Here is a 14831-nt window from a genome sequence, read left to right as displayed (position 1 = left end):
GCCTAGGCATATGATGAAGTACGCGTTATCAAATAGCCCAAAGTTCTAAAAAACGACTGATCTAGCTATGAATACTTTAGAAATGGGGAAAACTCTCTGTGATGAACCCTAACTTTTAACAAGGAGGTTTTCCCCATGCCAATCATTGATTTTAGTGAAGATGAACTTGAAGTAATCCGCAAGTCCCTGAACAACTGCCGCAATACCTGTGACGAAGGCGGGCCGATTAAAGGCTGCCCAGAATGCCAAAAGATCGATGCCGTCCTGGCAAAGATCCGTTGAGGTGGTTGGAATGACAGCGGATCTATTGGAGCTTAAGAAACACTACGAACTGGCAATTGTGGGTTGTGGGCCGGCAGGAATGTCTGCCGCCCTCAACGCCAAAATCCGCAACAGGGACTTTGTCCTCTTAGGTACGGAGGAATGCAGCCCCAAACTGGCGAAGGCCCCCCAAGTAGATAATTTCCTCGGTTTTCCCGGAATCAAAGGTGAAGAACTGCGCTTGCGCTTTTTTGAACATCTGCGGCACTTGGGGATACAGATCGTTCCTCTTAAAGTGACTAACATTTATCCCGGTCCCCCATTTACCTTGGTCGGGAAAGACAAGTCATTGGAAGCGGATGCAGTCATTTTGGCAACCGGAGTCTCCACCCAGAAACTATTCAAGCGGGAATCCGAGCTTTTAGGAAAAGGCCTGGGCTATTGCGCTACCTGTGACGGTCCGCTTTATAAAGGCAAAAGCGTGATCATTATTTCCTATAGTGCCGAAGGAGAAGCTGAAGCGAATTTCATGGCAGATATTTGCTCACATGTTTTTTACATTCCCTACTATTCTGATATTGTGAGAATTAATCCCCGAGTCGAAGTAAGACAGGGGAAAGTCAGTGAAATTCTCGGTACTAACGGTGTCGAAGGAGTACTCATAAACAGTGAGAGATTGGAAGCCGACGGCGTCTTTATCCTCAGAGAAAGCGTCCCCGCTGAACAGCTGGTTTCAGGGATAACGCTCAATGATGGGGCCATCGCGGTTAACCACAAGCTTGAGACCAACATCCCGGGACTATTTGCAGCCGGAGACTGCACCGGCCAGCCTTATCAACTCGTAAAAGCTGCCGGAGAAGGAGGCACTGCCGCTCTCCAGGCAATTAAGTATCTGGATGCCCTGGAACGGGATGAGAGTGCAAATGCAGCGCTGAGAGCTACGGGAGCCCAGCCCCCTGACCCTCAAACGCCGGAGATTCCGGTACCCCAGCTTCTACTCCATTGAGACCGGTTATTAAATCAAATGTGGATTAATCATTTATATCGATCATGTTCAGAAAACTACCGTCGCAAAAATTAGGCAAAATTACTTGAGAATTTCCAAGTCTATCATTGACGTATATAAGTCTTTCACGTAAAATAGTTCTCAGGATTGAGCACATACCCTATGGGGGTTGGGGTTAGATAGAGAGACAACGGAGTGGAGGAAACGAGTTTGAGCGTTGTGATGAGCCGGATAATTACCCGTTATAGCAATGAAGATAACAACACGAATTTGAGCTGTGGCGGGAACATTGTCCACTTAAACCTAAAACCCGGGGAAAAAGTGCTTGATTTAGGATGCGGACGCGGCGGGGAAACTTTGCTGGCTGCTGCAGCCGTTGGCACAGAAGGCTTTGTCTGGGGTCTGGACCTGACCCCGCGTATGCTTGACCTGGCTCGGGAACGCGCTCTCACAGAGAATATTTATAATATAGAATTCGTCCAGGGGTCAATGGAGCAGATTCCTCTGCCTGACGCTTCCCTGGACGCGGTCTTAAGCAACTGCGCCATTAACCACGCCCCTGACAAGCTCAAAGTTTATCATGAAATATTCCGCGTACTTAAACCCGGTGGACGCTTTGTCGTCTCCGATATTATGACTGACAACCCCTTGCCCCAGGAAATTAAGGAAGATCCGGATGCGATCGCTGCCTGCTTCGGCGGGGCCATCACGGTCCGGGAATATGAAGAAGCCTTAGCTGCGGCCGGTTTTCCTGAGATTGATATTTATAAGGAACGGCGTTACCTGAAAAACGGGTATGAAATGATAAGCCGTACGTTTCAAGGCGTCAAGCCGCTTGAACGAAAGGGGGTGAATCAATAGATGCGTCCACTCACACAAACATCTTCTGCTTGCTGCACCAGTCTCGCACTTAATGTCGCTCAGTGCTGCTCCAAATCTTCGCAGATCGTTGCGGGATGCCACGACTAATCCAGGGGTGATAAGTCCTAGAATTAGAACATTATTTGACGTTTGGTTAATGGTCCTGGATAAGTTGACTACGCTTCAGATGGAGTTCGAGCTCCATCTGAAGTAAGCTTCTTTTGAAACAACTCTGAAATGATCCGGCAAGCTCCTTTGCCTAATTTCATTTTTTAGAAGAATAAAGTCAGGAAACCAGGGCTCCTGAATTCTGCCCTGAATACTGACTACACTATGTAGGAGATGGGGTACATGCATTTTAGCCGTTACAATTTAATTCTTCCGATGAAAGAAAATCCCCGGTTTCCGTATGCAATCATGAATTCTCTCTCGGGTGCGTTCGATTTGGTTCAGCAGCCGGAGTATGAGAAATTAAGCGCTTTGCAGCAGGGCAACCCTGTAGAGGATAAAGAATTTTTGGACTATCTCCTGCAGCGGGGGTATATGTATCACTCTCCCAAAGAAGAGGAAGACCGCCTGCACCAGCGTTGGCCCGAATTTCAGGAGGCTTTGCAGGAGAGTGCGCCTCAGGTGCTGCTTGTACCGACGTACGGCTGCAATCTGGCCTGTGCCTATTGCTATCAGAATGGAATTAAGCAGAAAACCCAGCTTATGAGCAAAGAAGTCGTGGATGTGTTCTTTGACCACTTAAAGAAGCAGTTCCCCAATAAAAAACCGTTCATCACCCTGTTTGGCGGGGAAGCTCTCATTGCCTCCGAACGCCAGAAGGACGTTATAGATTATATCGTGAAAAAAGCCGCCAAGGGCGGGTACGCTATTTCTGCCGTGACCAACGGCTATGATTTGATCGATTACCTCGATATTTTGGAGCAAGCTGAAGTCAAAGAAATCCAGATTACCCTGGACGGGCCGCAGGCGGTTCATGATGTCCGCCGCTCCACCGCCAACGGCAAAGGCACCTATGAGCGCATTATGCTCGGAGTTACGGAAGCAGTTAAGCGTCAGATCCCCATCAATCTGCGCATGGTTGTGGATAAAAGCAATTATGAAGATTTAGTGACTTTAGCCGAAGACTTAGATAAGCGCGGCTGGCTGGATCTCCCGGTCCAGCGTTTCAAAACGCAGATTGGGCGCAATTACGAGCTCTTCGAATGCTATGCCGCACCCCAGCACCTCTTGGATCAAGCGGAGCACTGGGCGATGTTTGTAGAGCTGGCAGAGAAATACCCGATTCTAAAGAAACTGCACCAGCCCGAGTTCAAAGGAATTCATCACTTGGTCCAGACCGGGGAACTTTATCTTCCAAGCTATGACACCTGCCCGGCCTGCAAAACGGAGTGGGTCTTCGACCTTTACGGGGACATTTACGGCTGTACGGCAACCACCGGGCAAGATGAGTATAAGCTCGGAACCTTTTATCCCGACTACCGTGTGCGTCAGCGGGATGTGCGCGAGTGGCAGGAGCGGAGCGTGCTTACGATTCCTAAATGCCAGGACTGCGATGTCAGTCTGATCTGCGGCGGCGGCTGCGGCGCGGTGGCCAAGACTAAGACCGGACAAATCCAGAGTCCGGATTGCCGGCCGATTAAAGAGATTCTAACCTTGGGCCTTAAATACTATGGAGATGAATTACTCAAGATGGGATACTAGGAGGTGTGTACGCATGCCGAGTTATGACTTGATTTGCCAGGAATGCGGCCATAAATTCTCTGTATTCTGCAGCATCAGCCAGCGGGACAAGCAGCGCTGCCCGCAGTGTGACAGCGACAAAGTCGGCACCCGCTTTACCGCGGTCACCATTGGCGGCAGCAAGAGCGGAGGCAGCAGTTCCTCCGCCGGCAGAGTAAGCTTTGGCTGAGCAGGCTGTTAAATGGAAACCGGGTGTTTCCGGGATAAATATCCTACCAAAATTCTGACTCCTGCCCTGTAACATGCCGGCAAGCTACCTTGCCCGCTCACCACGCGCCGGAGCTGCTCGCTTGTCGACTCGCTACCGCGCCAAACCTTTGGGTAATACCTGGAGTGAACCGTGGCGCGGCTTCACGCTTCGTCGACTGCGCTCACGACGCTCCTCTGCTCTACGGTTCGCTCCGCAAGGTAGCTTGCCTGTTACATTCATCAGTGGTGCTGCGTAGCAGCATGGAAGTCTGACTCCTGAATACTGACTACTGAATGACTACTGAAACGGAGTGATAACATGTCCGCCTATATTTTAGAGAAACTGTGCCGCAGCTGTAAGCGTTGCCTCAACGCCTGCCCCAATGAAGCGATTAAAATGGTAGGCCCCCAACCGGTCGTTCAACCGGAATTATGTGTGGAATGTGAAGAGTGCATGGAAGTATGCATGCATGGAGCCATTACTTTCCGTGCGGATAAGGAGGCTCAGGCCAATGGATGACCGCGAATCACTCGAAAAACAACTGCAGCAAGTAGAAACAGAACTGGCGGATCTGATCGCACGCTGGCCGGCTCACTCCGTAAAACCGGATATGATCTTCAAACGCGATGACCTGGAAGAAGAGCGGGACCGCCTGAAGGAGCTGCTCAAATAAAACTTTGGCTAACCCTTTCTGTGCCGGTACCGGCACTGGTACGATCCTCTGAAAAAGGAGGGATCCAAGTGGAAATTCCGGCAGATGAACAGAAGCTGCGCCTGCTTGCCAAGATCGAAGAAATTTACAGTCGGGTGTTCAGCCTGCGTGAGCAGGTAGAAGCTGACCAGGACAGCTTATCCGTCATCCAGGAAGCTGCTGTCGTCCGGACCTGCTTGGATGAATTGGAAAAGCTCGTCTTCGAGCGCTACAGCAGGGAATGCCTGCTCTCATCAGCAGGCCAGGTCACGGATGAGGTCGGAAGACTGTTGGTGGTCTTGAATAGGCTGTTTAAATGAGGGAGATTATTTATATTTATTAAATACGACAGCCTTTAGGCTGTCGCTTTTTGGTTTGAATCGGATTTTTGTGAGCAGTTAAGTAGCAGTACTTTCTAAGTTGAGAAAAGGTCGGAAGAATCTGGGCCTAAAAAATTCGTAATGATCTTTTCAAGTTCTTCGGGAGGAAAACAAAGCCGTTCTCAGCTTCCAAGATGTTAGTATGACTATACCATATAATGGAATTGGAAGGGGTTATGAAGATGGTATTTAAACATTTGGGTCAGCGAATCAGAGAAGAAAGGACGAAGTATAGACTTACGCATGAACAACTTGCAGAGGCTGCCGAAATTAACGAGTCATACATAGGTCAGGTCGAATGGGGTGAAAAGAACCCTAGCTTAGAGACATTCGGTCACGCTTGGTGATGCCTCCATTATTCTTTGGCGAAGGTGGCCACTCTTAAAACATTTCATACCAACAAGGAATTAATCGAAATTCATCGAATATTTCAGGGTAAATGATTGCGGGATGGGGGTCAGGACATGCCAATGGCCAAGGCTGCGCACAAGGCCGAGTGGAGTTGGGACTTGGTCAGACAGATCAACGAGAGTGCGGATCTATTGGAAGGGTTGAGGGAATTTCTTAAGGGTTTATGCTACCGTTACTCGCCCAAGATGGCGGGTATTTGGCTTAAGGAAGAGGAAGGCTGGCGAGAAGCGGATTGGCAGGGGGAACGGAATCCGGAGCTGGAAGGGGTAGTCCAAGGCCTGCTGCCACGGTTCTCCGCTGCGGATTCCGAGGGCGCGAAACTGGCTGTCTCCCTGGATGAAGAAGGGCTCCTTTCTGCTTTTCCGTTGCGCCAGCGCCGAACCCGTTTCTTGCTCGGCACCTGCCTCGTGCTGTTATCGGACCAGAATCCGGCGGAACAGGCGGAAATGAACCGTTGGGTGGAGCATTTTTCCTGGCTTTTGGCGCTCCATATTGAACGGGAGCAAGAACGCAAGCGTTATTTGCGCCAGCAGGCTTCTTTGAACTTACTCCTTGGTGGGAGCAATATACTTAATAATGTGGCCAATGAAGCTAAGCTTTTCAGCGAAGCGGGCGAGATGGCGATGGGGATTCTGAATGTCGACAAAGGGCTGTTTATCGTTGAGGACGCTCTGGATCATGACAAGATTTGGTTTCGCGGGTTTGGCCGCTTAAAAGATGTCGATCTGAGCCTGGATCGGGTCAGGGTTGCCCAACAGAAAGGCCGATATTGTGATTTTGAGGGGGAGTCCCTGGAAGGGGAATGCCGGGAATGCCCTTATTTTGACATGGTGTGCCGCAAAGGGTTGGGAGAGATGCCGGAAGACATGTTGTTTACCAAGTACCCGCTCTTCAGCAATGGTGCGGTCATCGGGGAACTGCGCCTTCTGCATCAGAGAAACGAATTGGATGGGCTGGACAAAGATACATTGAATACCTTCGTGCTGCAGATCTCGGTTGCGCTGGAGACTTTGCGGCACCGTTCTACGTTGGAACGCCTGGCTACCCATGATCCTTTGACAGGGCTCTTAAACCGCACGGGTTTGGAAGAACGTCTGGAAGCCGAGTGTTCCCGCGCGGCCAGGGCTCAAGAGCAACTTCTCTTTATTGTTTTGGATCTGGATCATTTTAAGCAGGTAAATGATACCTTGGGGCATCCCGCCGGGGACCAGCTTCTGATCAAAATTGGGTCAGCCCTGGCGCATCATGTCAGGGTGCATGATCTGGTGGCGCGCTTAGGCGGGGATGAATTCGTGGTTGTCTTTGCCCGTTGGGAAGAATCTCAGGTGAGTTATGACCGGGTGCGAGCCTGGCTGGCGGAGGTGGAAGCCTCGTTGCCGAAGCTTGGCATTGACCTTGGCCTGAGTGCCGGGGTCGCCCGTTTTCCAGAAAATACGGATTTCCGTTCGCTCTACCAGAAAGCTGATGAGGCCTTGTATCAGGCAAAACAGCAGGGACGCCACAGAATCTGCGGCTTGGAGAGAGTTTAATAGGAAAATCAATACCCAATCCATCACAAAAATTCAACCCAGGTATGTTGACAGAAATAATTGAAATAATTATAATCTAAGGTGACCAGTAAAACTTTACTCATTGGGTAAACAATAGGGGTGGCCCGTGAAAATCAATCAAGCAACAGACTACGCTTTCCGGACGGTGCTCTTTTTAGCGAAGCAATGGGATAGTCACTTGGTGATGGCTCAGGATATTGCTAAAAGTGAAGTAATTCCCATGCGTTATCTCCTGAAAATTATGCCTTCTTTGATTAAAGCGGGGATCGTCACATCCGTGCGGGGGGTTGGAGGGGGGTACGCTTTAGCCAAAGATCCTCGGGACATAACCTTGCTGGATATCCTGGAGGCGGTCGAGGGTCCGATTGAGCTGAACCGCTGCTTGATCAGGCCCGATTTGTGCAGCAAAAACGGGTCGGCGACCTGTGAGATTCATGCGGCGCTGGCCCAAATTCAGAACAGGCTGCGGCGCGATTTCCAAAGTTACGCGGTGGCTGATCTTATCTAGGGTAGGGAAAAAATTTTTGCTTAATACTATACCCAATGAGTATACTTTTACACTTCTTATTCATAGAAGAAGTGTAGGGGTACATAATTCCAGGGTTCAGGCTCAGATGCAGCAAGAATTGTACCAAATCCAGCACTGAGTACCGCCACGGGAAGGAGGGCAGTTTGAACCGGCGGGATTTCTGTCAAAACAGTAGGAAATTCATCTGAATGGAGGGGAATTTATGGATGGTTTATTGCTTTCCAGGCTACAGTTTGCCGTGACGTCAAGCTATCATTTTCTATTTGTTCCGTTAACCTTGGGTTTGTCCATCTTGGTTGCAATCATGGAAACAATGTATGTTCGTTCGGGGAATGAAGCGTACAAAAAAATGACTAAGTTTTGGGGCAAGCTCTTCCTCATTAATTTTGCCATGGGTGTGGTTACCGGGCTGGTTCAGGAATTTCAATTCGGCATGAATTGGTCGGAATATTCCCGCTTTGTGGGGGATATTTTTGGGGCTCCTTTGGCGGTGGAAGCGCTGCTGGCCTTCTTTATCGAGTCGACGTTTTTGGGACTGTGGATTTTCGGGTGGGAGCGGTTTTCTCCGAAATTGCACGCGCTCTTTATTTGGTTGGTGGCCTTAGCCAGCAATATTTCCGCCCTGTGGATTTTAATTGCGAATTCCTTTATGCAGCAGCCGGTTGGTTACGTATTGCGCAATGGCCGGGCGGAAATGACGGACTTCGGCGCATTGCTGACCAATCCCCATGTCCTGTATCAATTTCCCCACACCATCTTAAGCGGGTATGTGACGGCGTCCTTCTTTATCTTGGGTGTGAGTGCTTACCACTTGTTGCGCCAAAACCACCTGGAGCTTTTTCGGCGTTCGGTTAAACTGGCGCTCACCTTCGGCGTAATTACGGCGGTTTTGCTTCTGGGCATCGGGCATTTCCAAGGGGTGCATCTGGTTCAGACCCAGCCAATGAAAATGGCGGCGGCAGAGGCTCATTGGGAAACCGAAAGCCCGGCCGGTTTCAACGTGGTTGCCGGAATTGACGAACAAAAGCAAACAAATACTTTTACCCTAAAAATTCCCGGGCTTTTAAGCTTTATTTCCGGCAGCCAGGAGGTCCAGGGAATCAAGGATTTACAGGCGGCCGATGTGGCAAAATACGGGCCGGGCAATTATATTCCACCGGTAACCTCTCTTTTCTGGAGTTTTCGTCTTATGATCTTAGCTGGGGGCTGGCTGCTCCTGATGCTGCTCCTGGGCTGGTACTATTGGCGCAAACGCGATCTGGAACAGCGCCGGGGCTTTCTGAAAGTGCTCCTGTGGACGATTGCCGTGCCTTATATCGCCAATATCGCCGGTTGGTATTTGGCTGAGGTGGGGCGTCAACCCTGGATTGTGTACGGTTTGCAAAAAACTGCTTCCGCAGTTTCTCCGGTCGTCTCCGGTGGAGCGGTTCTGACCACGTTAATCGGATTTACCTTGATTTACGGTGTATTAGCCATTGCCGATGTCTACCTGCTGGTTAAATTCATTAAAGCGGGACCGGAGGATAGCGTGCTGAATCAAGCACCGGGAACTTCAGGAAAGGGGGCGTCCTTATGGACTTAAATAGTTTGTGGTTCATCCTGATTGCGATCTTGTTTGCCGGCTTTTTCTTCTTGGAAGGGTTTGATTACGGAGTCGGGATCTTACTTCCTTTCTTAGGCAAGAATGAGACGGAGCGGCGGGTGCTGATCAACACGATTGGACCGGTCTGGGATGGGAACGAAGTGTGGTTAATCACCGCCGGCGGTGCGATGTTCGCGGCCTTCCCCAACTGGTATGCAACCCTTTTCAGCGGTTTTTATCTGGCGCTTTTCCTCATTTTGTTCGCCCTAATTGTGCGGGGAGTGGCGTTTGAGTTTCGCAGCAGTGACCGCAGCCCGGCCTGGCGCACTCTGTGGGACCGCCTGCTCTTTTTGGGGAGTTTCCTTTCCGCTTTGCTCTGGGGTGTGGCGGTAGCCAATCTGTTGCGCGGGGTGCCCATTAACGCCCAAATGCAGTATGCCGGCTCGTTCTTCGACCTTTTGTCCCCCTACACGCTGGTGGGCGGGCTGGTGTTTTTGGTTCTCTTCATCTGGCACGGTGCGCTCTACCTGGCCTTGAAGACGGAAGGGGATATAGCCCGCAGAGCGCAAGGGGCAGCATCAACGGCCGGGTTGGTCACGATCCTGTTGGTGGCTCTGTTGGCGGTTCTGACCTTCTTCCAAACCGCTTTGTTTACGAAGCCGGTCGCCGTGGTCTTTCTGGTTCTCGCTTTCCTGACCCTCCTCTTGGCCTATCTGTTCCTCAAACAGGGACGGGCTGGCTGGGCTTTCGGGTTTAACGCCGGGACGATCCTGACGCTCACCGCCGCCGTTTTTGCCGGATTGTTCCCCCAAGTCATGATCTCCAACCTGAACCCGGCCTGGAGTCTGACCATCTATAACGCTTCTTCCAGTCCTTACACGTTAAAGATCATGACCATTGTGGCCTTGATTATGGTGCCGATTGTCCTCCTGTATCAGGGCTGGACTTATTGGGTGTTCCGCAAACGGGTGACGGAAAAAGATCTTCATTATTAAAACCGGGGGATGGAAAAATGCTGGACAAGAGAATGCTGGGGGTGGCCAGGGGAGTAGCGCGGTATTTGGCTTGGGCTCTGGGCTTTGGCTGGCTGGTAAGCCTGGGCACGGTTTTCCAGGCAAAGTATCTGGCTTTGGCGATTGACGGAGTATTTCTGGCCGGAAAAGATTTGGCACAGCTGTGGCCCTGGCTTAAACTGGCGCTCTTGTTCATGATCGTGCGGGCTCTCGGGCAATGGTTGAGTTCCGTGTGGGCGGTGCGGGCGGCTGTTCAGGTTAAAGACTCCCTGCGCAGCCGTCTGCTTGGCCGTTTGGTTTCCCTGGGTCCGCTTTACGTGCGCGGGGAAAAGGAAGGGGAATTGCTCAATCTCCTGACCGCCGGGGTGGACGCGCTCGAAGAATATTTTGCCCGTTATCTTCCCCAATTGGCTTTGGCGGCTATTGTTCCTTTAACGCTGCTTCTGTTCATCTTTCCGGTGGATTATGTTTCCGGAATCATCGTGCTCGTGACCGTTCCTTTGATTCCTTTATTCATGATCCTTATCGGTAAAATGGCTGATCACAAAGCTAAACAGCAGTGGCAGACGCTCAGCCGGATGAGCGGGCATTTTTTGGATGTCTTAAAGGGTCTGGCGACCTTGAAGCTCTTTGGCCGCAGCCGCGACCAAAGCCGGGTTATCGCTCGGATCAGTGATGAGTTTCGGGTTGAGACGCTGGCCGTCTTGCGGGTGGCTTTTCTTTCCGCTTTGGTTCTGGAATTTTTGGCCACGATCAGCACGGCACTGGTGGCGGTTTCCCTGGGCTTGCGCTTGGTGGAAAACCGCCTTTCCTTTGTGGACGCCTTTTTCCTGCTGCAGATTATCCCGGAAGTATACCTGCCTTTGCGTCAACTGGGAAGTTCCTTTCATACCGCCATGTCCGGGGTGAATGCGGCGGAAAAAATCTTCGCCCTCCTGGCGGACGGATCCGTATCGCCGAAGCTTCAGGCCGATGGGAAGGGCAGGGAAGAGCCCCCGTTCGTGCTTGACTCGATCGAAGTGGAATTCCGCCAGGTCACGTTCGCCTACGCCGGGGAGAGTTCCGGGAGTCAAGGCGGCCCCGGCCCGCTGGCATTAGATCGAGTTAGCTTTTCCCTGTGTTCCGGGCAGAAGACTGCCTTGGTGGGTCCGAGCGGGGCCGGGAAATCGAGTGTTGTAAACCTTTTGCTTAAATATGCGGAGCCCGCTGACGGGGAAATCCTGATTAACGGCAGGCCGCTTGCGGGTTTAACCCGGGACGAATGGTACCGGCACGTGGCGGTGGTGGCCCAGCATCCTTCTCTGTTCAGTGCCAGTGTGCGGGCTAACATTGCTTTGGGCGATAGAGCGAGCGGGGAGGAGGAGATCAGGCGGGCAGCGCGCCTGGCCGGGGCTGAGGAGTTCATTGCCCGACTCCCTCAAGGGTATGAAACCGTGGTGGGAGAGGGGGGGGTCAGACTCAGCGGCGGTCAGGCCCAACGGATCGCTCTGGCCCGGGCCTTTCTTAAAAATGCACCGCTGCTCATCCTGGATGAACCCACGGCAGGGTTGGATGTTTTTGCTGAAGAGCAGATAGAGGAGGCCCTGGCGCAGTTGTGCCGGGGACGCACGGTCTTGGTTATCGCGCATCGCTTGTCCACCGTCGAGGGGGCGGATCGCATTCTTGTTCTTGATCGGGGAAAAATCGTGGAAGCGGGCCGGCATCAGGAGCTTTATGCCCGCCAGGCTCTCTACTACCGCCTGATCCGTGAGGCGAGGGGAGGGATTTAGATGGGGGCTTTACGGCGCCTGCTCCTGCTTCTGCTGCCGAACCTGCCGGGCCTTTCAGGGGCGCTCTTTTTTGCCTTCTGTACCGTGGCCGGTAATATCGGCCTTATGGCCACCTCCGCTTATCTTATTTCCCGGGCAGCGCTGCACCCGCCAATCCTTGATTTAATGGTGGCCATTGTCGGGGTGCGTTTTTTTGGAATCAGCCGCGGGCTTTGGCGTTACGGAGAACGCTATTTTTCCCATGACGTTACGTTTCGCAGCTTGGCCCGGTTACGGGTGGCCTTTTTCAAGGCACTTGAACCGTTGGCTCCGGCCCGCCTCCTGTCTTACCACAGCGGAGATTTGTTCAGCCGGATTATTGCCGACGTGGAGCGGGAGCAATATTTCTTTTTACGCGTGCTGTTGCCTCCTGTGGTCGCGTTGACCGTGCTCGTGGTCTACACCCTGTTCCTGAGTTTCTTTGCCCCAAGCCTGGCAGGGGTGTTCATCTTCTTTTTTCTCTTGGCCGGATTGGGTTTGCCGTTGCTGGTGGACCTCGTGCTGCAAAATACGGCGCGCCGGCTGGTCACTTTGAAAGGCACTTACCAGAGCCGTTTGGCTGAACTTTTCCGCGGTCTGGGGGATGTGCTCGTTTATGGGGAAATGGAAGCGCAACAGGCTTTGTTAAGGCTCTTAAACCGGGAAATCCTGAACTTGGAAACCAGAGGAGCCCGCTATGTTGGTCTTGGTTCAGCGCTGAACGGTCTGCTCATGAATTTGGCCCTGTGGAGTGTTCTGGTCGTGGCCATACCGCTCGTCGGCAGCGGGAAACTAAATGGCGTTTATGTGGCCATGCTCGCGTTGGGTACCGTGAGTGCCTTTGAGGCGGTCTTGCCCCTTCCGGGGTGGGGCCAGCATTTGCGGGAGAGCAAGGCGGCAGCGGAACGCCTGGCCGAGATTATGGGAGCGGAAGCAAGCGATCGGCAAGGGTCCGAATCTGAGGCTGGCGCGCAGAAAAAAATCAATGCTTTTGGGGGCGCTCCCAGCCTTGTGTTTGAAGAGCTTTATTTTCGCTATGCCCCTGAGCAACCCTGGGTGTTAACGGATGTGAGCTGTACGTTGCCGCCGGGGAGCAAAATTGCCCTTATCGGCCCCAGTGGAGCGGGGAAGAGCACCATGGTCCATCTGCTTCTCCGCTTCTGGGATTACGAACGGGGCAGGATTACCTTAAACGGCCAGGATTTACGCGAGTTTGCGCCGGATGAGGTGCGGAAGTTGTTCAGTGTCGTGAGTCAGGACACCCACCTCTTTCACGCCACGATCCGGGAAAACCTGCTTTTGGCGAAACTAACGGCTGATCAGGCCGAATTGGAACGGGCGGCGATGAAGGCCAAACTCCATGAGTTCATTGCCGGCCTGCCCGAGGGGTATGATACTTATGTGGGGGAAGAGGGATTTAAGCTTTCGGGTGGGCAGCGCCAGCGCTTGGCCATTGCCCGGGCGCTGTTAAGGGATGCCCCGATTCTGGTCTTGGACGAAGCCACGTCCGGTCTTGATGCGGAGCAGGAAAAGGCAGTCTTACAGGAAATATTTGAGCTTTTCGCCGGGAAGACGATCATCATGATCACGCACCATGTGCTTGGGCTCCCGGAGACGGACCGGATCTTGGTTTTACAGGAAGGTTCTGTGGTTGAAGAGGGCACACCCGGGGAACTATGGCAGAAAAACGGACTTTACCGGCGCATGGTGGAAAGAGGGCTATAAAATTATCTGCTCGAGCTAAGTGGGATTTTCAATGTGGGCACAGGGAGCGGGTACTCCGTGCGGGAAGTGATTGAGAAGGCACGTGAGGTAACAGGCCGGGAGATTATGGTGCACGAAGACGAAATAAGGCCGGGTGACCCGGCCGTCTTGGTTGCGAAAGTGGAGAAGATTAGTCATAGTAGCGAATGCACTTTTCAACCAGAAATTTTACAATATCGTCTGCCTGGGCCGTTTCATAGTAGCCAAGCATTAAGGTGTTGAATTCCAAAATGTCCTTTACCCGGATATTAAACACGCCGTAGCCAGCGTTGATCAAAATGCCGCTTGCCATAAGACGAGCCGTGCGCTTGTTTCCGTCCCAGTAGAACTGATTATAAGCCGCCCAAAGAAACAACCGTATAGCCTGCTCTACCGGATGGAAGTCGCCCAGGATAACCGGGAGCTCGGAATCAAAAATGAGGTCAAGTTCTTGCCAAGCGGGAGACTTATACTTTTCCGTTCCGGCAATCCCTACGGAGCCGGTGCGGAACTTTCCCCATTCGAGAGATTCCTCCCTGGCGATCAGGTTGTTCACTGCGTGGAACATTTCCTTTGATACCCGGAACTCCTCTTTGGCAACAATCTTCAGGAGCATGTGCCAGCTGTCCTTGATATTAAGAACCTGCTGCACGTCGCTTATTTTGTGACCGCCAATGGTTATACCGTCCATTAAAGTCTGGACTTCGGGGAAGGTTAGCGGATTGTTCTCCATCTGCGACGTATCGAATACATACTCCGGCAGCATCTTCTTTGCCTGGAACAGCGCCAGCTTTCTATTTGGTTCTAGGGCAGGAGTCTGGATTTTATAGTCGTAATGGAATAACATGTATATCACCGCTTCCAAATATTTATTATTCTTCTCCCTTAGGGGCTAATGAACCATGAAAAATTATACCATAAATTACCTTTTTTATCTATCATAGGGGAAGTCAGGAGCAATAAGGGTACGAATGATTCGAATGTTCGAATGTTCGAATGTTCGAATGTTCGAATGATTACTTTTCCGAAGGTAATTTTGCAGATGATTTAGGCCTAGCTTTGGAAATGGCTTAAGAGT

General features: G+C 51.8%; 16 protein-coding genes. 15 read left to right on the top strand and 1 reads right to left on the bottom strand.

What is annotated here, in order from left to right; all coding sequences use genetic code 11:
• Positions 1 to 135: 135 nt before the first annotated feature.
• From J0X21_RS06910 to cydC, 15 genes are all read left to right on the top strand, one after another.
• Positions 136 to 282 (top strand): hypothetical protein, encoded by a 147-nt coding sequence (locus J0X21_RS06910; protein ID WP_206811460.1) that lies wholly within the window; start codon positions 136 to 138, stop codon positions 280 to 282.
• Positions 283 to 292: 10 nt separating this feature from the next.
• The gene (locus tag J0X21_RS06905) at positions 293 to 1267 is read left to right on the top strand and encodes an NAD(P)/FAD-dependent oxidoreductase (RefSeq protein WP_206811459.1); all 975 of its coding nucleotides are present in this window, start codon (positions 293 to 295) and stop codon (positions 1265 to 1267) included.
• Between the two features lie 219 nt (positions 1268 to 1486).
• The gene (locus J0X21_RS06900; protein WP_328812487.1) at positions 1487 to 2128 is read left to right on the top strand and encodes a methyltransferase domain-containing protein; all 642 of its coding nucleotides are present in this window, start codon (positions 1487 to 1489) and stop codon (positions 2126 to 2128) included.
• Between the two features lie 351 nt (positions 2129 to 2479).
• Entirely contained in the window at positions 2480 to 3838 is a 1359-nt protein-coding gene (locus J0X21_RS06895; RefSeq protein WP_206811458.1) for a radical SAM/SPASM domain-containing protein, read from the top strand.
• Between the two features lie 13 nt (positions 3839 to 3851).
• Complete coding sequence (locus tag J0X21_RS06890) at positions 3852 to 4046, top strand: FmdB family zinc ribbon protein (RefSeq protein ID WP_206811457.1); 195 nt, start codon at positions 3852 to 3854, stop codon at positions 4044 to 4046.
• A gap of 339 nt (positions 4047 to 4385) precedes the next feature.
• Complete coding sequence (locus J0X21_RS06885) at positions 4386 to 4586, top strand: DUF362 domain-containing protein (RefSeq protein WP_206811456.1); 201 nt, start codon at positions 4386 to 4388, stop codon at positions 4584 to 4586.
• Positions 4579 to 4740 carry a hypothetical protein gene (locus J0X21_RS06880; protein WP_206811455.1) on the top strand — a complete coding sequence of 54 codons (162 nt, stop codon included), beginning with the start codon at positions 4579 to 4581 and terminating at the stop codon, positions 4738 to 4740. The genes J0X21_RS06885 and J0X21_RS06880 overlap by 8 nt, the downstream gene beginning before the upstream one ends.
• Before the next feature lie 68 nt (positions 4741 to 4808).
• On the top strand, positions 4809 to 5078 hold the full coding sequence (locus J0X21_RS06875) for a hypothetical protein (RefSeq protein WP_206811454.1): 270 nt from the start codon (positions 4809 to 4811) through the stop codon (positions 5076 to 5078).
• 218 nt (positions 5079 to 5296) lie between these two features.
• The gene (locus J0X21_RS16185; RefSeq protein ID WP_407947632.1) at positions 5297 to 5485 is read left to right on the top strand and encodes a helix-turn-helix domain-containing protein; all 189 of its coding nucleotides are present in this window, start codon (positions 5297 to 5299) and stop codon (positions 5483 to 5485) included.
• A 117-nt stretch (positions 5486 to 5602) separates the two neighbouring features.
• Positions 5603 to 7078, top strand: coding sequence for a GGDEF domain-containing protein (locus J0X21_RS06865; RefSeq protein ID WP_206811452.1), 1476 nt, complete (start codon positions 5603 to 5605; stop codon positions 7076 to 7078).
• Positions 7079 to 7205: 127 nt separating this feature from the next.
• On the top strand, positions 7206 to 7607 hold the full coding sequence (locus J0X21_RS06860; RefSeq protein ID WP_206811451.1) for an RrF2 family transcriptional regulator: 402 nt from the start codon (positions 7206 to 7208) through the stop codon (positions 7605 to 7607).
• Between the two features lie 223 nt (positions 7608 to 7830).
• Positions 7831 to 9210, top strand: a complete 1380-nt coding sequence (locus J0X21_RS06855; RefSeq protein ID WP_206811450.1) for a cytochrome ubiquinol oxidase subunit I — start codon at positions 7831 to 7833, stop codon at positions 9208 to 9210.
• Positions 9201 to 10205: a cytochrome d ubiquinol oxidase subunit II gene (gene cydB, locus J0X21_RS06850; protein WP_206811449.1), complete on the top strand. Its 1005-nt coding sequence runs from the start codon at positions 9201 to 9203 to the stop codon at positions 10203 to 10205. Before J0X21_RS06855 ends, cydB begins: the two co-directional genes overlap by 10 nt.
• A 17-nt stretch (positions 10206 to 10222) precedes the next feature.
• Positions 10223 to 11992, top strand: a complete 1770-nt coding sequence (cydD, locus tag J0X21_RS06845) for a thiol reductant ABC exporter subunit CydD (protein ID WP_206811448.1) — start codon at positions 10223 to 10225, stop codon at positions 11990 to 11992.
• Positions 11993 to 13735, top strand: coding sequence for a thiol reductant ABC exporter subunit CydC (cydC, locus tag J0X21_RS06840; RefSeq protein ID WP_206811447.1), 1743 nt, complete (start codon positions 11993 to 11995; stop codon positions 13733 to 13735). It begins immediately after the preceding gene.
• Between the two features lie 169 nt (positions 13736 to 13904).
• Here cydC and J0X21_RS16045 read toward each other — a convergent pair whose 3' ends face one another.
• Complete coding sequence (locus J0X21_RS16045) at positions 13905 to 14609, bottom strand: Fic family protein (protein WP_328812485.1); 705 nt, start codon at positions 14607 to 14609, stop codon at positions 13905 to 13907.
• Between the last annotated feature and the right edge of the window lie 222 nt (positions 14610 to 14831).

Origin of the sequence: Paradesulfitobacterium ferrireducens (genome assembly GCF_017310645.1) — a bacterium.
GTDB lineage: Bacteria > Bacillota > Desulfitobacteriia > Desulfitobacteriales > Desulfitobacteriaceae > Paradesulfitobacterium > Paradesulfitobacterium ferrireducens.
Note: the sequence above shows the minus strand (reverse complement) of the source record. Positions and strands in the feature narration are given on the sequence as shown.